The organism is Mycobacterium sp. ACS4054, assembly GCF_001667275.1.
Taxonomy (GTDB): domain Bacteria; phylum Actinomycetota; class Actinomycetes; order Mycobacteriales; family Mycobacteriaceae; genus Mycobacterium.
On record NZ_LZHV01000055.1, the window covers coordinates 130,448 to 154,090 of the forward strand.

Genomic DNA, 23,643 nt, shown 5'->3' on the forward strand with positions numbered 1-23,643 from the left:
TGGGGCCACGACATCCCAGCTCGTCGCGCAGGCACGCTCCAGGTTCGGTGCTGCGCTGACGAAAATCCCTGGGGGCGGCGGGCGCGGTCGCCGGGTTGCCGGTAGCGTTGGAGGCGGTATTGCGGATCGGGCCGGGGAAACGGCTGGGGCCAGAACCGCAGCCATGACTCACATCCCGACGGGGATCCCCGCGAAGCCCATCGGCACGCGCGTCATGTCGGTGGGCGGGTCGACGCACTGGTCAAAATGGCGGCCAATCCTGAAGCACTGCACGCGGTTTCACGCCGCGCGCGACGCCCATGCAGTTCGCATCTTCGGTGTAGGAGGTGGTCCGTTGCGGCTCGACGAAGGCGACGGCGAATTTATCGCGGTAGTCAATTATCTGGACCGACACAGCCCGTCGCCGGCTCCGTCGAACAGAACCGGCCCGACACTCGTCTCAAGAGCATGCGCAAAGCGCTTCCCGCTCCTAGTTTGTGATGTATAGACCGCCTAGGTATGAAGGACCGGGTGGGGCTTTGGGGGGAAATTAGTGGAACTCGGTGACCGCGCGCTTCCGCTGACGCGGGCGCAGCTGGACATCTGGCTGGCGCTGCAGACGGGTCACTTCGATGTGGCGTGGCAGCTCGGCGTGCTGGTCCACATCGACGGCGCAATCGACCGCGCCCTGTTCGAGCAGGCCATGCGCAAGGTGGTGGGGGAGGCCGAGAGCCTGCGGGCCCGCTTCTTCGAGGTGGACGGCGAGGTCTTCCAGAGGGCGATCGACAACCCGGATGTTGATCTGGACTTCTACGACCTCGCCGGTTCCCCGGATCCCGAGCGCGACGCCCGTGAGATGGCCTCGTCCATCCAGCGAACGCCGATGTCGCTCGCCGGCCCGATGATCACCTTCCACCTGTTCCAGACCGGGCCCGCCGAGTACTACTGGTTCAGCCGCTGCCATCACATAGCGATGGACGGCTTGGGCATCGCCTTGATCGGCCGCCGGATCGCGGCCGTCTACTCCGCCCTCGCCGCCGGGTCGCCGATTTCTCCGGCCTTCTTCGGCTCGTTGCGCGACCTGGTCAGCAGCGAGTTGGAGTACGCGGCGTCCGCGGATTACGTTGCCGATCAGGAGTATTGGGCCGAGCATCTTCCTTCGGCCAGCGAATCGGACTACCGGCTCACCGACGCCTCCAGTGCGCGCGATCCCTATGCCCCCTCGGTGCCGGTCCAATTGGACTCGTCGGTGGTCGATGTCGTCAAGCGGCTGTCCAAGGCGTTGGGCATCCGCCGATCGTCGGTCCTCACCGCCGCCTGCGCGCTCCTGGTACGCGCCTTCCGCGCCGACAACTCGGACGAAGTGGTGCTCGACTTCCCGGTGAGCCGCCGGTTGGACCCGGCGTCCAAGACGCATCCCGGCATGCTCGCCGGGGTGGTGCCCCTGGTCCTGAACGCACCGCCGACGGCCACCGTCGCCGACTTTCTTCGGCAAGTCGACACCCGGTCGCGAGAGGCGATGCGGCACCAGCGGTTCCCCGTGCACATGCTCGGTAGCGACGGCGGCTTCCGCGGCGCACCCCAGGCGTCCAATCGGGTGGTCGTCAACTTCGTCCCCGCCCGGATGACCCTGAGCCTCGGCGGCGTCCCGGCCACCGCGACCTACACCACCTTCGGCCCGGTGGGCCACTTCGGGCTGTTCTTCCTCGGATTCGGCGACCAGCAACTCCTCAGCACAGTCGGTGTCGGACAACCCTTTTCGAACTTCGACGCCACGGACCTGGTGGCGCGTCTGCAGCGGTTGTTGATCGCGATGGCGGACGACCCGGCGCGGGTGTTGTCGTCGGTCGATGTGGTGGCTTCGGGCGAGCGGGCTCGGCTGGAAGCGCTGGGTAATCAAGGGGTTTTGACGCGGCCGGTGTCGGGGTCGGTGTCGGTGCCGGGGTTGTTTGCCGAGCGGGCGGCGGCGGCACCGGGGGCGGTGGCGGTCTCGGGTGCCGGTGTGTCGGTCAGTTATGCCGAGTTGGATGCGGCCTCCACGCGGTTGGCGCGGTATTTGATGTCGCGTGGGGTGGGCCCGGGTCAGGTTGTGGCGCTGATGTTGCCGCGGTCGGCCGAGGCGATCGCGGCGATGCTGGCGGTGCTCAAGGCCGGGGCGGGGTATGTGCCGATGGATCCCGGGTCTCCGGACGCGCGGATCGGGTTCCTGCTCGCCGATGCCGGTCCGGTGGCGGTGCTCACGACCGCGGATCTGGCCGGGCGGCTGGCTGGGCGCGGCGTGCCGATCATCGATGTGGATGATCCCCGCGTTGACGATGCGCCCGACGTGGTGCTGCCCGAGCCCGACGCCGAGGGGCTGGCGTATGTGATCTATACGTCGGGGACCACGGGTGTGCCCAAAGGTGTTGGGGTGAGCCATCGCAACGTCACGGCGTTGATCGCCTCGTTGGATGCGGGGTTGCCCGCACCGGGGGTGTGGTCGCATGCGCATTCGTTGGCCTTCGATGTGTCGGTGTGGGAGATCTTCGCCCCGTTGTTGCGTGGGGGCCGAGTGGTCGTGGTCGGTGCGGACACCGCGCGGGCGCCAGAGGAGCTGCACGAGGTCCTGATCGCTGAGGGCGTGACGGTGTTGACCCAAACGCCGTCGGCGGCGGCGATGCTGGATCCGGCCGGCCTGGACGGGGTGGCGCTGGTGGTGGCCGGGGAGGCCTGCCCACCGGAGGTGGTGGATCGCTGGGCGCCGGGTCGGGTGGTGGTCAATGCCTATGGGCCGACCGAGACCACGATGTGTGTGGCGATCAGCGCGCCGTTGACTGCGGGGTCGGGGGTGCCGCCGATTGGGGTGCCGGTGACCGGGGCGGCGTTGTTTGTGCTGGATGGCTGGTTGCGTCCGGTGCCGGCGGGGGTGGTCGGTGAACTCTATGTGGCCGGTTCCGGGGTCGGCGTCGGCTATCTGGGCCGGGCGGGCTTGACCGGTGCGCGGTTTGTGGCGTGTCCGTTCGGCGGGGTCGGTGCGCGGATGTATCGGACCGGGGATTTGGCCTGTTGGGGTGCCGACGGGCAGTTGCGCTATCTGGGCCGGGTTGATGAGCAGGTCAAGATCCGCGGGTATCGCATCGAGCTGGGTGAAATCCAAACGGCGCTAGGCGCTTTGGATGGTGTCGAGCAGGCGGTGGTGATCGCCCGGGAGGACCGCCCCGGTGATAAGCGCGTGGTCGGCTACATCACCGGCACTGCCGACCCGGTCGCGGTGCGGGCCGGGCTTGCCCACCGATTGCCGGGGTTCATGGTGCCCACCGCGATCGTCGGGCTGCAGGCGTTGCCGTTGACCGCCAGCGGCAAGCTGGACACCCGCGCCCTGCCGGCCCCGGACTACGCCGGGACCGACTACCGGGCGCCGCACACCCCCACCGAAGACCTGCTGGCCACCATCTACGCCGAAGTCCTGGGGCTGGACCGCGTCAGCGCCGAGGACTCCTTCTTCGAACTCGGCGGCGACAGCATCCTGGCGCTGCAGGTGGTCTCGCGAGCTCGCGCCGCCGGCCTGACGTGCCGGCCCCGGGACGTCTTCGTCGAGCAGACCGTCGCCCGCCTGGCCCGGGTGGCCGGGGTGACCGACGGCGAGCCCGCGGTCGTCGGCGCGGGCCTCGGGCCGGTGCGGGCCACCCCGATCATCCGCTGGCTGGAAACGGCGAGCGGCCCGATCGATCAGTTCAACCAGACGATGGTGCTGCAGGCACCCGCCGGAGCGCAGGAGGCCGACGTGGCGGCCGTGCTGCAGGCCGTGCTGGACCGGCACGCCGTGCTGCGGGCGCGCGTCGACGACGGCGACGGGTGGTCCTTGTGGGTGCCCGAGCCCGGATCCGTCGACGCTGCCGGGTGCCTGCGGTCGGTGGATGCGTTGTCCGACGCGGCGTTGCTCGAGGCGCGATCGCGGCTGAACCCCGCCACCGGGGCGATGCTCAGCGCGCTGTGGGTCCGGCCCACCGGCCAGCTGGTCTTGATCGTTCACCATCTGGCCATCGACGGCGTGTCGTGGCGAATCCTGTTGGAGGACTTGAACATCGCCTGGGTCCAGCAGCGGGACGGACACCCACCCTCCTTGCCGGCGGGTGGGACGTCGTTCGCGCGATGGGCGAGGCTGCTCGACGAACACGCGCGACGGCCCGGGGTCGTCGAACAGGCGGCCGCCTGGAAGCGGATCGCGGCCACCCCGCCCGCCCTGCCGGCGCCCCGTCCCGACGCCGATACCTACGCCACCGCCGGGAAGTTATCGGCGGCTTTGGATGTCGAGGCGACGCGCACGCTGCTCGGCGAGGCGCCCGCGGCTTTTCACGCCGGCGTGCAAGACATTCTGCTGATCGCATTCGGGTTGGCGTGGGCGGAGTTCCTGGGGGATGGTGCCGGCCCGGTCGGCATCGACGTCGAGGGCCACGGCCGTCACGAGGAACTCGCACCCGATGTAGACCTGTCCCGCACGGTCGGCTGGTTCACCACCAAATACCCTGTGTCGCTGGCGATCAGCGGGCCGTCCTGGGACCAGGTGCTGGCCGGCGAGCCGGCGCTGGGCACCGCGATCAAGGACGCGAAGGAACAGCTTCGCGCGGTGCCGCACCCGCTGACGTACGGCGTGCTGCGTTACCTGAACGGCGATGTCGCGCTGGACGGCGCCGACCCGTCGATCGGGTTCAACTATCTGGGGCGCCTCGTCGCGGGGACCGAACTGTCCGATGAACTGTGGCGGCTGGACCCGCAAAGCCTGTCCCTGACGGAGGCCGCCGCCGCGATCTCAATGTCGTTGGCGCACACCGTCGAACTCGACGCCGGCACCGTCGACACCGACGAGGGGCCGCAGCTGCACGCCAACTGGACCTGGGCGTGGTCGGTCCTCGACGAGGCAAAGGTCGGCCGGCTGAGCCAACTGTGGTTCGACGCCCTGCGCGGCATCTGCGCGCACGTGCGGGCCGGTGGCGGCGGGCTCACGCCGTCGGACATCGCGCCCGCCCGCCTCAGCCAGCGGCAGATCGACGAGCTGCACCAGCGCTACGACGTCGCCGATATCCTCCCGCTGTCCCCGCTGCAGCAGGGCCTGCTGTTCCACTCCAGCACCGGCGGCGACGAAATGTACGCGGTGCAGCTGGATTTCACGCTCGAAGGCCCCCTCGACGCCGAGCGCCTGCACGACGCGGTGCGCACGGTGATCAACCGGCACCCGCACCTGGCGGCCCGGTTCTACGAGCGGTTCGACGAGCCGGTGCAGATCATTCCCGCCGATCCTGTGGTGCCGTGGCGATACGTCGCCCTCGACACCGAGCAGCAGATCGAGCGGCTGTGCGCCGACGAGCGCGCCGCGGTCCGCGACCTGGCCGACCAGCCGCCGTTGCGGGTCGCGGTGGTGCGCACCGCGGCGACGCGGCATCGGCTGGTGCTTACCAACCACCACATAGTGCTCGACGGCTGGTCGCTGCCGATCCTGCTGCGCGAAATCTTCACGACCTACTACGGCGAGCGCCTGCCCGCGGCCGCGCCCTACCGCAGCTTCGTCACCTGGCTGGCCGATCGGGACCTCGACGCGGCCCGCGCGGCTTGGGCCGCCGTGCTCGCCGACTTCGAGACGCCCACATTGGTCGCCCCCACGGATCGACTGGGGCAAGGGCAGCGCGGCGCCGCGGTGTTCCGCGTGCCGGAGGAAACCACCAGCGCCCTCGCCGATTTGGCGCGCTCCTGCCACACCACCGTCAGCACAGTCCTGCAGGGTGCGTGGGCCTTGCTGCTGACCTCGCTGACCGGCCAGCGCGACGTCGTCTTCGGCACCCCACGGTCTCGCGTGGGCCAGCTCGAAGTGGCGGAATCCATGGTGGGGCTGCTGATCAACACCGTGCCGGTGCGGGCCAACATCACCGCGACCACCACCGCCGCGGACCTGCTGCGCCAGCTGCAGGACGCCAACAACGACACGCTCGAGCATCAACACCTGGCGCTCAGCGACATTCATCGCCTCACCGGCCACGAGCAGCTCTTCGACACCCTGTTCGTCTACGAGAACTACCCGATCGGCGACGGCATGCAGCTGGGTCCGGACGGGCTGTCGATCGCCGACTTCACCAACCGCGAGTACAACCACTACCCCCTGACCATGGAGGCTCTGCCGGGCCGCGAACTCGGCCTGCACGTCGAGTTCGACACCGGCGTGTTCGACGCCGCGAGCATCGAGGCGCTCGTCGACCGGTTCCGGCGGGTGCTGGCGGCGATGACCGCGGATCCCAACCGGCGCCTATCGGCCATCGAACTGCTCGACCGCGACGAGCGAGACCTGGTACTGGCCCGGCTGTCCGGCGCCGGTGTCACCGCACCGGTCGCGGTGGCGCCGGAGCTGTTGGCGGCGGCGGTGGCGACCAACCCGGACGCGGCGGCGGTGATCGACGGTGAACGACAGCTGTCGTACCGCGAGATCGACGAGTGGTCGACGCGACTGGCGCGGACGCTGATCGACGCCGGCGTGGGCCCACAGCGCGCGGTGGGGGTGGCCATCGATCGTTGTGTCGAATTGGTGGTCGCTTGGTGGGCGGTGGCAAAGGCGGGCGGCGTGTACGTGCCGGTGGACTCCGACCACCCCGTCGAGCGCGTCGCCACCGTGCTGGACGCCGCCGGGGCGGTCTGCGTATTGACCTGTGGCACCGACGAACTGGCGGGCGCCGGGGGCCGTCCGGTGCTGCGCATCGATGCGCTGGACGTGTCCGGGCGCAGCGCCCAGCCGATCACCGAAGCCGAACGATCGGCGCCCCTGACGGTACGGGACACCGCCTATGTGATCTTCACGTCGGGCTCGACCGGCGCCCCCAAAGGCGTGGTGGTCAGCCACTCGGGCCTGCTGGGATGGGCTACGGCGCAACGCGATTCGTGCGGCCTGACCGCCCACACGCGGGTGCTGATGGTGGCCTCGCCGACCTTCGACGCGTCGATCGGTGAGATGTTGTTGGCGGCGAGATCGGGGGCGGCGCTGGTGGTGGCACCGCCGCAGGTATACGCGGGGGAGCCGTTGACCGCGTTGCTGCAGAGCCAGCGCGTCAACGCGGCTTTTTTGACCCCGACGGTGCTCTCGTCGCTGGATCGAGCCCGGCTGGACGGCTTCGACAGGCTGATGGTCGGCGGCGAGGCCTGCCCGGCGGAGTTGGTGGCGGCCTGGGCGTCGGGTCGGCGCTTGTTCAACGTCTACGGTCCCACCGAAGCCTCCATCTGGATCACCTCGAGCGCGCCGCTGTCGGCCGACGGCCCGGTGCGCATCGGCCGCCCCATCCCGGGCGTGTGCGCCATGGTGCTCGACGCCTGGCTCAGACCCGCCCCGATCGGGGTGGTGGGCGAGCTGTATGTGAGCGGTCCCGCGCTGGCGCACGGCTACATGGGGCGGGTCGACCTGACCGCGGAACGGTTCGTCGCGAATCCCTATGGGGCCGTGGGGGAACGGATGTACCGCACCGGCGACCTGGTGCGCTGGACCCGCGACGGGGACCTGGACTTCGTCGGCCGCGCCGACGCCCAGATCAAGCTGCGGGGCCAGCGCATCGAGCTCGGCGAGATCGAAAACACCCTGCTGGCCTGCCCGCACGTCACCCAGGCCGCCGTGACCGTCCGCGACGGCGCCGCCGGTTCGCATCTGGTCGCCTACGTCACGCTGGATCACAACACCAGCGCCGACCATGACGCGGACAACGTCGAAGAGTGGCAGGACCTGTACGACGACCTGTACGGCGCGGAACTCGAATCCGGCTTCGGCATGGACTTCCGCGGCTGGAACAGCAGCTACACCGGCGACCCGATCCCGCTCGAGGAGATGATCGAGTGGCGTGCCGCGACCGTGGATCGCATCATGGCCCTCCAGCCGCGGCGCGTGCTCGAGATCGGCGCGGGTTCGGGATTGTTGCTATCCCAGATCGCCCCGCGGACCGAACAGTATGTCGCCACGGATTTCTCGCCGGTGGCCATCGACAACCTGGCGCGCTCGCTGGAGCAATTACAACCCCAGTGGCGCGACCGGGTCGAGCTGCTGACCCAGCCGGCCCATGTCACGGATCACCTGCCGCGGGGACACTTCGACACCATCGTCGTCAACTCGGTCGTCCAATATTTCCCCAACGCGGGCTATCTCGCCGAGGTGATCGATAACGCGATGACTCTGCTGGCGCCGGGCGGGGCGTTGTTCATCGGCGACGTGCGCAACCACGCCCTGCAGGGCGCGTTCCAGACCGCGATCGTGCTGACCCGGGCCGGCGAGGCCGCCGGTGACACCGACGCCGCCGAAATTCGCCAGCGTGTGCGCCACGCCGTGCTCGGTGAGACCGAATTGCTTTTGGCGCCGGAGTTTTTCACCACCTGGGCCCTCACCTGCCCGGCCGCAGGCGGGCTCGACATCCAAGTCAAACGCGGATTGGCCGACAACGAACTGAACCGGTTCCGCTACGACGTGGTCATCCACAAGGCGCCCGCCGCGGTCCGCTCGGTGGCGACCGCACCCACCTGGCCGTGGGCCCGGCGCGCGGGCCTGGCCGGCCTGCGCGACGAGTTGGCGTCGCGGCGTCCCGCCGTCGTCCGCGTCACCGACATCCCCCAGGCGGGAGTGGCCACCGACGTCGGCGTCGAATCCGCGCTCGCCGCGGGCCAACCGGTGGCCGACGCGCTCAGCCAAGCCGCCCCCGACGCCGCCGTCGCCGAGGAACTACACCGCATCGGCGAGGCCATCGGTTATCGGGTCGCGGTGACCTGGGGCGCTCAGCGCGGCACGCTCAGCGCGGTCTTCGTCGACGACGGCGACCAGCCGGGCGCGCCCATGACCGACCTCTACCTGCCGCCGTCCGGCACCCGGCACCGCACCAGCCACGCCAACGACCCCCGCACCAACACCAAGATCGGCGAGGTGCGCGATCGGCTGAACGCGTGGCTGCCCGAGTACATGGTGCCGACACACATTGTGGCGCTTGAGGAATTCCCGCTCACCTCCTCGGGCAAGCTCGACCGCAAGGCCCTGCCCGAACCCGACTACCAGGACGTGGACCGCTACCGCGCCCCGGCCACCGCCCTCGAGGAGATCCTGGTCGGCATCTACGGTCAGGTGCTCGGGCTGGAGCGGGTCGGCGTCGACGACTCGTTCTTCGACCTGGGCGGGGACTCGCTGTCGGCGATGCGATTGATCGCCGCGGTCAACAGCAGCCTGAACGCGAACCTCGGCGTGCGGGCCGTTTTCAACGCGCCCACCGTCGCCGAGTTGGTGCTGCTCATCCGCGACGAAGCGAACCGCCCGCAGCCGCTGGCGGCGGGGGAGCGCCCCGAGGTTATTCCCCTGTCCTTCGCCCAGAGCCGGCTGTGGTTCATCGACCAATTCCAGGGCCCCTCACCGATATACAACGTCACGGTCGCGCTGCGCCTGCGCGGACGCCTGGACGCCGGAGCCCTCGGTGCGGCGCTGGCCGACGTGGTGGCCCGCCACGAAAGCCTGCGCACGGTGTTCGCGGCAACCGACGGAACCCCGCGGCAGGTGGTGGTTCCCGCCGAGCGAATCGGCTTCGCCTGCGACCTCGTCGATGCCCGCGGCTGGCCGGAAGACCGGTTGCGCGAACGCATTGCCGAGGCGGCCCGGTACACCTTCGACCTGGCAAACGAAAGTCCCTTGCACACGGTGCTTTTCACCGTCAGCGCCGACGAACACATCCTGGCCGTCGCGGTGCACCACATCGCCGCCGACGGTTGGTCGATCACCCCGTTCGCGCGCGACCTCGGGGTGGCATACGCCAGCCGGTGCGCGGGGGAGGCGCCCGACTGGGCCCCGCTGCCGGTGCAGTACGCCGACTACACGCTGTGGCAGCGCGCGCATCTCGGCGACGTGGAGGACGACGGCAGCCGCATCTCGGCCCAGTTGAACTTCTGGACGGACGCGCTCGCCGGCCTGCCGGAACGCCTACAGCTGCCCACCGACCGGCCCTACCCGCCGGTCGCCGACCACCGCGGCGCCCGCCTGGCCGTGGACTGGCCGGCGGAGTTGCAGCAACACCTCCGTCGGGTCGCCCGCGAGCACAACGCGACCAGCTTCATGGTGATCCAGGCCGCGTTCGCGGCGCTGCTCGCGCGGGTGAGCTCCAGTGACGATGTGGCAGTGGGCTTCCCGATCGCCGGGCGCTCCGAGCCCGCGCTCGATGACCTGATCGGATTCTTCGTCAACACGTTGGTGCTGCGGGTCCACCTGGCGGGGGACCCGACGTTCGCGGAGCTGCTGGCGCAGGTGCGCCGCCGCAGCCTGGCCGCCTTCGAACACCAGGACGTCCCCTTCGAACTGCTGGTGGAGCGGCTCAACCCCACCCGGAGCCTGACCCATCATCCGCTGATCCAGGTGCTGCTGGGCTGGGAGAACTTCCCCGGGGAGGCCGCCGCCCCCGCCGGCGGGCTGGCCCTGGGCGACCTGCAGGTCACCCCAATGCCGTTGCACACCAACACCGCTCGCATGGACCTGACGTTCTCGCTGGCCGAGCGCTGGACCGAATCCGGTCAGCGCGCCGGCATCGCCGTGACGGCCGAGTATCGCACCGACATCTTCGACGGCAAGACCGTCGAGGGACTGATCGAGCGGCTGCAGCGGCTGTTGACGGCGGTCACCGCCGAGCCGCAGCGCAGGTTGTCGTCGGTGGACCTGCTCGATGCCGGCGAGCACGCGCGCCTGCAGGAGTGGGGCAACGCGGGCGTGCTGGGCCGGCCGGCCACGCCGGTGTCGGTTCCGTCGCTGTTCGCCGCGCAGGCGGCCCGCACGCCCGACGCGGTGGCGCTGGTCTGCGAGGGCCGGTCAATGACCTACCGCGAGCTGGACGAGGCGGCAAACCGCTTGGCGCGGCTGCTCATTCACCACGGCGCGCGGCCGGGCGAACGGGTGGCGCTGCTGTTTTCGCGGTCGGCCGAGGCGATCGTGGCGATCCTGGCCGCGCTCAAGTCCGGGGCCGCCTACCTGCCGATCGACCCGGCCCTACCCGCGGCCCGGCTGGAGTTCATGCTCACCGACGCGGCGCCGATCGCGGCGGTCACCACCGCCGCGCTGGCCGACCGGCTGGACGGGTTCGACCTGACGGTCGTCGACGTGCACGACCCCGCCGTCGACGACCAGCCCGGCACGGCGCCGCCGGCGCCGGCACCCGACGACCTGGCGCACATCATCTACACGTCCGGCACCACCGGCGTGCCCAAAGGCGTTGCGGTGACGCAACACAACGTCGCCCAGCTGTTCGACGCCCTGGAGATCGGCATCGAGCTGGGGCCGGAACAGGTGTGGACCCAATTCCACTCGTACGCCTTCGACTTCTCGGTGTGGGAGATCTGGGGCGCCCTGCTGCACGGCGGACGCCTGGTGGTGGTGCCCGAGCCGGTCTCGCGTTCACCGGAGGATTTCCACGCCCTGCTGGTGCGCGAGGGCGTGACGGTGCTGACCCAAACCCCTTCGGCGGTGGGCATGCTGCCCACCGACGGTTTGGACGGGACCGCGCTGGTGATCGGTGCCGAGCCCTGCCCGCCCGAGTTGGTGGATCGCTGGGCGCCCGGGCGAACCATGGTCAACGTCTACGGTCCGACCGAAACCACGATGTGGGCGTGCAAGAGTGCGCCGTTGCGGGCGGGATCGGGCTTCCCCCCGATCGGCTCGCCCGTCACGCGCGCGGCCTTCTTCGTGCTCGACGAATGGCTGCGGCCCGTGCCGGCCGGGGTGGTCGGCGAGCTGTACCTGGCCGGTGACGGGGTGGGCGTCGGCTACTGGCGCCGATCCGCGTTGACCGCGTCCCGCTTCATGGCGTGCCCGTTCGGTGCGCCCGGAACCCGCATGTATCGCACCGGCGACCTGGTGTGCTGGGGTCCCGACGCGCAGCTGCGCTACCTGGGCCGCGCCGACGAGCAGGTCAAGATCCGCGGCTACCGCATCGAACTCGGCGAGATCCAAGCGGCGCTAAGCGGTTTGGCGGGCGTCGAGCAGGCGGTGGTCGTCGCCCGCGAGGACAGCCCCGCCGCCTTGCGCCTGGTGGGTTACGTCACCGGAGCGGTCGACGTCGCGACGGCCCGGGCCGCGCTGGCCGAGCGACTCCCGGCTTACATGGTCCCGGCGGCGATCGTCGCGCTGCCCGCGCTGCCCATGACGGTCAACGGCAAGCTCGACACCCGCGCCCTGCCGGCGCCGGACTATCGAGACGTCGACAACTACCGGGCCCCGACCACCGCGGTGGAGGAGATCCTCGCCGGCATCTACGCCGACGTGCTCGGCGTCGACCGCGTCGGCGTCGATGACTCGTTCTTCGACCTCGGCGGCGATTCGCTTTCCACGATGCGCCTCGTCGCGGCGATCAACAGTTCCCTGGACACCGAACTGCCGGTGCGCGTGGTGTTCGAGGCGCCGACGGTCGCGCAGCTGGCGCCGCGCATCGACCAGGGCGTCGGCCGCCTGCAGCCACTGGTGGCCGCCGAGCGGCCGGCGGTGATCCCGCTGTCGTTCGCCCAGAGCCGATTGTGGTTCATCCAGCAGTTGCAGGGGCCGTCGCCCATCTACAACATGGCGGCCGGGCTGCGGCTGACCGGAAGCCTCGATGCCGACGCGCTGCGCGCGGCCCTGGCCGACGTGGTGCGCCGCCACGAGAGCCTGCGCACCGTATTCCCCGCGCGCGAGGGAACGCCCCAGCAGGTGGTAATCCCCGCCGACGACGTCGATTTCGGCTGGGACGTCGTCGATGCCACCGCATTCTCGGCGGGCGAGCTGGACGAGGCCGTCGAGGCGACCACGCACTACGCCTTCGACCTGGCCACCGAGGCCCCGCTGCGCGCAAGGCTTTTCGCCCTCGGCGAGCGGGAACACCTGCTGGTGATCGTCGTGCACCACATCGCCGCGGACGGCTTGTCGCTCACACCGCTGGCCGCGGACTTGAGCGTGGCGTACACCAGCCGGTCCGCGGGGCGGGCCCCCGGTTGGGCCGACCTGCCGGTGCAGTATGTCGACTACACGCTGTGGCAGCGCGCGCAATTCGGCGAACTGGACGACACCGTCAGCCCCATCGCCGCCCAGCTGGCGTACTGGCAGGACACCCTGGCCGGCATGCCCGAGCGATTGCAACTGCCCACCGACCGGCCCTACCCACCCATCGCCGATCAGCGCGGCGCCAGCGTCGCCGTGGACTGGCCGGCCCAGCTGCAGCAGCAGGTCCGCCGGGTGGCCCGCGAACACAACGCCACCACCTTCATGGTGGTGCAGGCCGCCCTGGCGGTGCTGTTATCGAAAATCAGTGCCAGCGCCGATGTTTCGGTGGGCTTCCCGATCGCCGGCCGCCGTGACCGTGCGCTCGACCCACTCGTCGGCTTCTTCGTCAACACGCTGGTCCTGCGCATCGACCTGGCCGGCAACCCCAGCTTCACCGAACTGCTGGGACGGGTTCAGACACGCAGCCTGGAGGCCTTCGAACATCAGGACGTGCCGTTCGAGCTCCTGGTGGAACGGATCAACCCGACCCGAAGCCTCACCCATCACCCGCTCGTGCAGGTGATGTTGGCCTGGCAGAACTTCGCCGGGCACGACGATCCCGCCGCCGGTTTGGCCCTCGGCGACCTCGAGGTGAGCTCCGTGCCGCTCGACAGCGATTCCGCCCGAATGGATTTGGTGCTCTCCCTCGCCGAGCGCTGGGACGAGAACGGCGAGCCGGCCGGCATCGGCGGCCGGGTGGAGTTCCGCACCGACGTGTTCGACACGCACACCATCGAGGCGCTCGTCGACCGCCTGCAGCGCGTGCTGACGACCGTGACCGCCGACTCCGGCCGGGTGTTGTCGTCGGTGGACGTGCTCGACGCCGCTGAGCGCGCTCGGTTGGATCTGGTTGGCAATCGGGCGGTTTTGACTGCGCCGGTGTCGGAATCGGTGTCGGTGCCCGGGTTGTTCGCCGCGCAGGCGGCCCGCGCGCCGGAGGCGGTGGCGCTGGTCTGCGGGGGCGTGTCGGTGACCTACCGCGAGCTGGATGCAGCGTCGAACCGGTTGGCGCGCCTGTTGACGGACCACGGTGCGGGTCCGGGACAGACGGTGGCACTGCTGTTTTCGCGGTCGGCCGAAGCGATCGCGGCGATCCTGGCGGTGCTCAAGACCGGGGCGGCCTACCTGCCGATCGACCCTTCGTCCCCGGATACCCGGATCGAGTTCATGCTCGGTGACGCGGCCCCGGTGGTCGCGGTCAGCACCGCTGATCTGGCCGGGCGATTCCAGGGCCACGGTGTGCCCGTCGTCGACGTCGACGATCGGCGCCTCGACGCACTGCCCGGCACCGTGTTGGCGGAACCGGACGCCGAGGGGTTGGCGTATGTGATCTACACCTCGGGCACCACTGGTGCGCCCAAAGGCGTTGGGGTGACGCATCGCAACGTGACGGCGTTGATCGGATCGATGGATGCCGGGTTGCCGGCGCCGGGGGTGTGGTCGCACGCGCACTCGCTGGCCTTCGACGTGTCGGTGTGGGAGATCTTCGCCCCGCTGTTGCGGGGTGGGCGGCTGGTTGTGGTGCCCGAGTCGGTGGCGGGTTCACCGCCGGACTTCCATGCCGTGCTGGTCGCCCAGGGCGTGAGTGTGCTGACCCAGACCCCGTCGGCGGTGGCGATGCTGGACCCGGCCGGTTTGGCGGGTGTGGCGTTGGTGATGGCCGGGGAGGCCTGCCCACCGGAGGTGGTGGATCGCTGGGCGCCCGGGCGGGTGCTGGTCAACGCCTATGGGCCGACCGAGACCACGATGTGTGTGGCGATCAGCAGCCCCCTGCGAGCCGGTTCTGGGATACCGCCGATCGGGTCCCCGGTGTCCGGCGCGGCGCTGTTCGTGCTCGACGAGTCGTTGCGCCCGGTGCCCGAGGGGGTGGTCGGGGAGTTGTACGTGGCCGGATCCGGCGTGGCTACCGGGTATCTGGGTCGGGCGGGACTGAGCGCCTCGCGATTCGTGGCCTGCCCGTTCGGCGGGGCCGGCACGCGGATGTATCGCACCGGCGATTTGGTGCGTTGGAACAACGACGGGCAACTGCAATACTTCGGCCGCGCCGACGAGCAGGTCAAGATCCGTGGGTATCGCATCGAGTTGGGGGAGATCCAGGCCGCGCTAACCGGTTTCGACGGTGTCGAGCAGGCGGTGGTGATCGCCCGTGAGGACCGCCCCGGTGATAAGCGCCTGGTCGGCTACATCACCGGCACGGCCGACCCGGTCGCGGTGCGCGCCCGGCTCGCCCAGCGGTTGCCCGGGTTCATGGTGCCCACCGCGATCGTCGGCCTGCAGGCGTTGCCGTTGACCGCCAACGGCAAACTCGACACCCGCGCGCTGCCCGCCCCCGAATACAGCGCCGGTCATTACCGGGCCCCACACACCCCCCCCCAAGACGTGCTGGCCGGCATCTACGCCGACGTCCTGGGCCTCGAGCGCGTCAGCACCGACGACTCCTTCTTCGAACTCGGCGGCGACAGCATCTCGGCCATGGGCCTGGTCGCCGCGATCAACAGCAACCTGGGCGTGGCCCTCCCGGTCCGCGTTGTGTTCGAGGCACCCACGGTCGCCCAGCTGGCGCTGCGGATCGGCGAGGGCGCCCGCGGGCTGGAGCCGTTGGTGGCCGCCGAGCGGCCCACCGTCATCCCGTTGTCGTTCGCGCAGAACCGACTGTGGTTCCTCGACCAATTGCAAGGCCCGTCACCGGTTTACAACATGGCGGCCGCGCTGCGGCTGAGCGGACGGCTCGATGCCGAAGCGCTCGGGGCGGCCCTGGCGGATGTGGTGGCCCGCCACGAGAGCCTGCGCACGCTGATCGCCGCGCCCGAGGGAACGCCCCAGCAGCTGGTGCTCCCCGTCGAGCGGGCCGACTTCGGTTGGGAGATCGTCGACGCCCGCGACTGGTCGGCCGGCCGGCTCGAGGAGGCCATCGGCACGACGGCGCGCTACACATTCGACCTGGCGGCCGAAATCCCCATGCGGGCAGCGCTTTTCCGTGTCGGCGAGGACGAGCACGTGCTGGTGGCCGTGGTGCACCACATCGCCGCCGACGGGATGTCGATCACCCCGCTGGTGCGCGACCTGGGCATGGCCTACGCCAGCCGGCGCTCCGGGCAAGCCCCCGGCTGGTCGCCCTTGGCCGTTCAGTACGTGGATTACACGCTGTGGCAGCGCGCGCAGCTCGGCCAGCGCGACGACCGCGAGAGCCCCATCGCCGCCCAGCTGGCCTACTGGCAAGAGGCCCTGGCCGGCATGCCCGATCGGGTGCCGCTGCCCACGGACCGGCCCTACCCGCTGGTGGCCGATCAGCGCGGCGCCACCGTCGAAATCGACTGGCCCACCGAACTGCAACGCGGCGTGGGCGAGGTGGCCCGCCAGCACAACGCCACGAGCTTCATGGTGGTCCAGACGGCCCTGGCGGTGCTGCTCTCTAAGATCAGCGCCAGTCCCGATGTGGCGCTGGGCTTTCCGATCGCCGGGCGGCGCGACCCCGCGCTCGACGACCTGGTCGGGTTCTTCGTCAACACCCTGGTGCTGCGGATCGACCTGAATGAGCTAGGCGGCGACCCCACCTTCACCGACCTGATCGCCCAGGTGCGGCAGCGCAGCCTGGCCGCCTACGAACACCAAGACGTGCCCTTCGAGGTGCTCGTCGAGCGGCTCAACCCGACCCGAAGCCTGACGCACCATCCCCTGGTCCAGGTCCTGCTGGCCTGGCAGAACTTCGCCGGGCACGACAGCGGCCCGGTCAACGGCCTGTCCCTCGGCGACGTCGACATCGCGCCGATGCCGGTGGACACCCAAACCGCCCGCATGGACCTGACCTTCTCGTTGGCCGAGCGCTGGACCGAGGACGGCGACCCCGCCGGCTTCGCCGGCACGGTGGAGTTCCGCACCGACGTTTTCGACGCCGAAAGCATCCTGTCCCTCGTCGGGCGGCTGCAGCGGGTGCTGACGGCCATGACCGTCGACCCCACCCAGGCGTTGTCGTCGCTGGATCTGCTCGACGAGGCCGAGCACGCCCTACTCGACGCGATGGGCAACCGGGCGGCGCTGGCCGGCCCCGCCGCCGCGCCGGTGTCCATTCCGGCGCTGTTCGCCGCGCAGGTGGCCCGCACACCGGAGGCCGTGGCGCTGGTCTGCGACGGCCGGTCCATGACCTACCGCGAGCTCGATGAGGCCGCGGACCGGTTGGCCCACGCGCTGGCCGGCCACGGGGCGCGCCCCGGACGGTCCGTGGCCCTGCTGTTTTCGCGCTCGGCCGAGGCGATCGTGGCGATCCTGGCCGTACTCAAGTCGGGGGCGGCCTACCTGCCGATCGACCCCGCGCTGCCGGAGTCGCGCATCGGATTCGTGCTTGCCGACGCCGCCCCGATGGCCGTCATCACCACCGCCGAACTCACCGACCGGCTCGCCGACCACGACGTGCCGATCATCGACATCAACGAAACCCCCCGGCCCGGAACGACATTGACGGCGCCGGGGCCGGCGGACCTGGCCTACCTGATCTACACGTCCGGCACCACCGGTGTCCCCAAGGGCGTCGCGGTCACCCACCAGAACGCGACCCAACTGCTGGCGCGCATGGACGCCGGCCTGCCCCGCGCCGGGGTGTGGTCGCAATGGCATTCGCTGGCCTTCGACGTCTCGGTCCACGAGATCTTCGGCGCGCTGTTGCACGGCGGGCGGCTGGTCGTGGTGCCCGAGTCGGTGGCCCGCTCGCCCGAAGACTTCCACGAACTGCTGGTCGCCGAACGGGTCAGCGTGTTGAGCCAAACCCCTTCTGCGGCGGCGATGTTGGGGCCCGAGGGGCTGGAGTCCGTCGCCCTGGTGGTCGCCGGCGAGGCGTGCCCGGCCGAACTGGTGGACCGGTGGGGGTCGGGCCGGGCGATGATCAACGCCTACGGCCCGACCGAGGCCACCGTGTACGCGGCGGTCAGCGAGCCCCTGACGCCGGCGTCGGCGGAGTCCGGGGTCGTGCCCATCGGGTCGCCGGTGCCCGGGGGCGCGCTGTTCGTGCTCGACGGGTGGCTGCGGCCGGTGCCCGCCGGGGTGGTCGGTGGGGCGTACGTGGCCGGCGCCGGTGTCGCCAGCGGATATTGGAAACGGCCGGGCCTGACCGCGTCGCGGTTCGTGGCCTGCCCGTTCGGCGGGGCAGGCGCCCGGATGTACCGCACCGGGGACCTGGTGCGCTGGCGCGCCGACGGGCAGCTGGACTACCTGGGCCGCGCCGACGAGCAGGTCAAGATCCGCGGGTACCGCATCGAGCTCGGTGAGGTGCGCGCGGCGCTGGCCTGGCTCGACGGGGTCGAGCAGGCGGTGGTGATTGCGCGGGAGGACCGCCCCGGCGATAAGCGCCTCGTCGCCTACATCACCGGAACGGCCGATCCGGCCGGGGCGCGCGACGCGCTGGCGGAGCGGTTGCCGGCGTACATGATTCCCGCCGCCGTGGTCGCGCTCGACGCGCTGCCGCTCACACCCAACGGCAAGCTCGACACCCGCGCCCTGCCCGCCCCGGAATACGCCGACGGCGACCGCTACCGCGCGCCCGGCAACGCCGTCGAGGAGATCCTGGCCGGCATCTACGCCCAGGTGCTCGGGCTCGACCGCGTCGGCATCGACGACTCGTTCTTCGACCTCGGCGGCGACAGCATCTCGTCGATGCAGGTCGTCACCCGCGCGCGGGCGGCCGGCCTGATCTGCCGCACCCGCGACATTTTCGTCGAACAGACCGTAGCCCGGCTGGCCCGGGTGGCCGAGGTGGCCGACGGGGGAGTCGCCGTGATCGACGAGGGCGTCGGGCCGGTGCCGGCGACCCCGATCATCCGGTGGCTGCAGGGGGTGGACGGTGCCGTCGATCAGTTCAACCAGGCGATGCTGGTGCAGGCTCCCGCCGGCGTCACCGAGGCCGACGCGCTGGTGGTGTTGCAGGGCCTGCTCGACCGGCACGGCATGCTGCGCCTGCGGGTCGGCGACGACTGGTCGCTGACGGTGCCCGAGCCCGGTTCGGTCGATGCCCGCGACTGCCTGCACACCGTCGACGAGTTGTCCGACGCCGCGTTGGTCGAGGCCCGGTCGCGGCTGAACCCGGCCACCGGGGCGATGCTCAGCGCGCTGTGGGTCGCCCCCACCGGCCAACTGGTGGTGATCGTCCACCACCTGGCCGTCGACGGGGTGTCCTGGCGAATCCTGTTGGAGGACTTGAACATCGCGTGGGCCCAGCACCGGCAGGGACAGCCGGTGGCGCTGCCCGCGGCGGGGACGTCGTTCGCCCGATGGGCGGAGCGGCTTGCCGAGCGCGCGAGCCACCCGGACGTGGTGGACCAGCTGGGTGCCTGGCAGCGGGTGGCGGCGACTCCCGCGGCGCTGCCCGCGGTCCGCCCCGAGGCGGACACCTTCGCCACCGCCGGACAGCTATCGGTCGAGCTGGACACCGAAACCACCGGCATGCTGCTCGGTGCGGTGCCGGCGGCCTTCCACGCCGGCATCCAGGACATCCTGCTGATCTCGTTCGCCCTCGCGCTCACCGAATTCCTGGGCGGAGCGCCGGTCGGCATCGACGTCGAGGGCCACGGCCGCCAGGAGGAGCTGGGCCGCGACGTCGACCTGTCCCGCACGGTGGGATGGTTCACCGCCAAGTATCCCGTGTCGGTGAACGTGGGCGGCTTGTCGTGGGCGCAGGTGGTGAACGGCGAGGCCGCGCTGGGCGCGGCGGTCAAGGGCGCCAAGGAGCAGCTGCGCGCCCTCCCGGACGCGCTGACCTACGGGCTGCTGCGCTACCTGAACGCCGACGCCGACCTGGACGCGAACGACCCGCCGATCGGTTTCAACTACCTCGGGCGTCCGGGCGGCGCCGCCGCCCTCTCCGACGAGATGTGGCGGCCAGTGCCGGGCCCGGTCACCGCCGCGGCCGCGGCGATCCCCATGCCATTGATGCACACGCTGGAACTCAACGCGGCCACCGTCGACACCGATGCGGGCCCGCGCCTGCACGCCAATTGGACGTGGGCGCCGTCCGCGCTGGACGACGAGCAGGTCGCGCGGCTCAGCCGGCTGTGGTTCGAGGCCCTGGCCGGGGTCTGCGCCCACGTGCGATCGGGCGGCGGCGGGCTGACGCCGTCGGACATCGCGCCCGCCCGCCTCAACCAAAAGCAGATCGACCAGCTGCAGCGCCACCACGACATCGCCGACGTGCTACCGCTGACCCCGGTCCAGCAGGGGCTGCTCTTCCACGCGAACACCGTGCGGGGCGGCGGCGAGGACTCCAGCGACCTCTACGCCGGACAGCTCGACATCACCGTCACCGGCCCGCTCGACCCCGAGCGCCTGCGCGACGCGGTGCGTGGGGTCGTCAAACGGCATCCGAATCTGGTGGCCCGATTCTTCGACCAGTTCGACGAGCCGGTGCAGGTCATCGCGGCCGATCCCGCGGCGGCCTGGCAGTACATCGAACTCGAGGACGAGGCGGGCATCGCGCGGCTGTGCGCCGCCGAGCGGGCCGCGGTCTGCGACCTGGCCAACCAGCCGCCGTTCCGGGTCGCCTTGATCCGCACCGCGACCGACGAGCACCGGCTGGTGCTGACCAACCACCACATCGTGCTCGACGGCTGGTCGATGCCAATTCTGTTGGGGGACATCTTCGCCGGCTACTACGGCCAGCGCCCGCCCGCGGCGGCCCCCTACCGCGGCTTCGTCAGCTGGCTGGCCGACCGTGACCGCGACGCCGCCCGCGCCGCCTGGGGTGAGGTGTTCGCCGGCTTCGACACCCCGACCCTGGTCGGCCGCCAGGACCGAATGACGCTGGGGGAGCAGGGTATTCGAACGTTCGCGCTGCCGGCCGACCTCACCCGGGCCGTCAGCGACCTGGCCCGCTCGTGCCACACCACCGTCAACACGGTGCTGCAGGCCGCCTACGCGCAACTGCTGTGCTGGGTTACCGGTCAGCACGACGTCGCGTTCGGCACCACCGTCTCGGGCCGGCCGGCCGAGGTGCCCGGCGCGGAGGCGATGGTCGGCCTGTTGATCAACACCGTTCCGGTGCGGGCGAACATCACCCCGGCGACCACGGCCGCCGATCTACTCGAGCAGTTGCGGGACGCCTACAACCACACGCTCGACCACCAACACCTGGCGCTCAACGAAATTCACCGAATCACCGGTCAGGACACGCTGTTCGACACCCTGTTCGCCTTCGAGAACTACCCGATCGACGCGAGCGCCCTGTCGGGCGAGCACGAGCTGGCCATCACCAACATCGCCACCCGCGAATCCACCCACTACCCGTTGACTTTCCAGGCCCAGCCGGGAACCGAACTGCGGCTGCGCGTCGAATACGACACCGACGTCTTCGACGCGGCGTCCGTCGACACGCTGATCGATCGGCTGCAACGGCTGCTGGCCGCCATGACCACCGACCCGCGCTGCCCGCTGTCGGCGGTCGACGTGTTGGACGCGGGCGAACACGTGAGGTTGGACGAGTTCGGTAATCGGGCGGTGTTGGGCCAGCCATGGACGCCGGTGTCGATTCCGGCGTTGTTCGGCGCGCAGGTGGCGCGTCGCCCGGAGGCGCCGGCGGTGTCGTTCGGGGGGCGGTCGTTGTCTTACCGCGAGCTCGATGAGGCGGCGAACCGGTTGGCGCACGCGTTGATTGAGCGCGGCGCGGGCCCGGGGGAAGCCGTCGCGTTGGTCCTTCCGCGGTCGGCCGAGGCGATCGTGGCGATCCTGGCGGTGCTCAAGGCGGGCGCGGCGTATTTGCCGATCGATCCGGCGCTGCCGGGGGCGCGGATTGCTTTCATGCTCACCGACACCGCCCCGATCGCCGCGGTCACTACCTTGGCGCTGACCGAGAAGCTGGCCGGTCATCACCTGCCGGTCATCGATGTGGCCGATCCCGCGCTGCACACCCGGCCCGCGACGGCGCCTGCGGGGCCGTCCCCGCAGGATGTGGCGCACATTATTTACACCTCGGGCACCACCGGGACGCCCAAGGCGGTGGCGGTGACCCACGCGAATGTGACCCGGCTCTTCGATGCGCCCGCGGTCGGGGTGGCGTTGGCGGCGGGGCAGGTGTGGACCCAATTCCATTCGTATGCCTTTGATTTCTCGGTGTGGGAGATCTGGGGGGCGCTGCTGCACGGCGGCCGGTTGGTGGTGGTCTCTGATGCGGTGGCCCGCTCACCCAAGGACCTGCATGCGCTGGTGGTGGCCGAGAAGGTGACGGTGCTCAGTCAGACCACGGCGGCGGTGCGGATGCTGTCGCCGCAGGGGTTGGAGGGCACGGCCCTGGTGGTGGGGGCCGAGCCGGTGGGGGCGGAGTTGGTGGATCGCTGGGCGCCGGGGCGGGTGATGGTCAACGTCTATGGGCCGACCGAGGCCACCATCTTCAGCACCGCCAGCACCCCGTTGGCGGCCAAGTCGGGGGCGCCGCCGATCGGGGCGGCGGTGCCCGGGGCGGCGCTGTTCGTGCTGGACGGGTGGTTGCGGCCGGTGCCGGTCGGGGTGGTCGGGGAGCTGTATGTGGCCGGGCGCGGGGTGGGGTTGGGCTATCTGCGCCGTCCTGGGTTGAGTGCCGCCCGGTTTGTGGCGTGCCCGTTCGGGCAGCCGGGTGCGCGGATGTATCGCAGTGGGGATTTGGTGCGCTGGGGTGCTGATGGGCAGTTGCAGTACGTGGGTCGCGCTGATGCGCAGGTCAAGATCCGCGGGTATCGCATCGAGTTGGGCGAGATCACCGCCGCGCTAACCGCGCTCGAGGGGGTGGGCGAGGCGGTGGTCGTGGTGCGTGAGGACCGCCCCGGCGACAAGCGCCTGGTCGGCTACCACACCGGCACCGCCGAGCCCGCCACCATCCGCGCCCAACTGGCCGACCGGCTGCCCGGCTACATGGTCCCCACCGCCCTGGTACCGCTCGACGCCCTGCCCCTGACGATCAACGGCAAACTCGACACCCGCGCCCTCCCGGCGCCCGACTACCAGGACGCCGATCGCTACCGCGCCCCCGCCAGTGCCGTCGAAGAGATCCTCGCCGGCATCTACGCCCAAGTCCTCGGCGTCGAGCGCGTCGGCATCGATGACTCCTTCTTCGATTTGGGCGGGGATTCGCTGTCGGCGATGCGGGTGGTCGCGGCCGTCAATAGTGGCCTGGATACCGCGCTTTCGGTGCGTGCGCTGTTCGAGGCCCCCACCGTGGCACAGCTGGCGCCCCGCATCGGCACCTGCGGGGGCGGGCTGGCGCCGCTGACGGCTCGGGAACGGCCGGCGACCGTGCCGTTGTCGTTCGCCCAGAGCCGGTTGTGGTTCATCGACCAGCTGCACGGGCCCTCGCCCGTATACAACATGGCCGCCGCGCTGCGACTGAAAGGGCGCCTGGATATCGCCGCATTGCGCGCCGCGCTGGGTGATGTGGTGGCCCGCCACGAGAGCCTGCGCACCGTTTTCGTCGCGCCCGAGGGAACCCCGCAACAGATCGTCCGACCGCCCGGCCAATGCGCCGTCACGTGGGACGTGGTGCGGACGGACGGTTGGTCGCCGGGTCGGTTGGCGGAGGCGGTTGAGTCGGCGGCGTGTTATTCGTTTGATTTGGCTGTGGAGATTCCGTTGCGGGCGACGGTTTTTCGGGTGGCGGCTGATGAGCATGTGTTGGTGGCGGTGGCTCATCATAT

Annotated in this window: 1 protein-coding gene; it reads left to right on the top strand. The window is 70.6% G+C overall.

The features are described 5' to 3' along the window. Positions 1 to 532: 532 nt before the first annotated feature. Positions 533 to 23,643 (top strand): non-ribosomal peptide synthetase (locus tag A5730_RS15920; protein WP_082946858.1); only part of this gene is annotated, 23,111 nt, incomplete at its 3' end.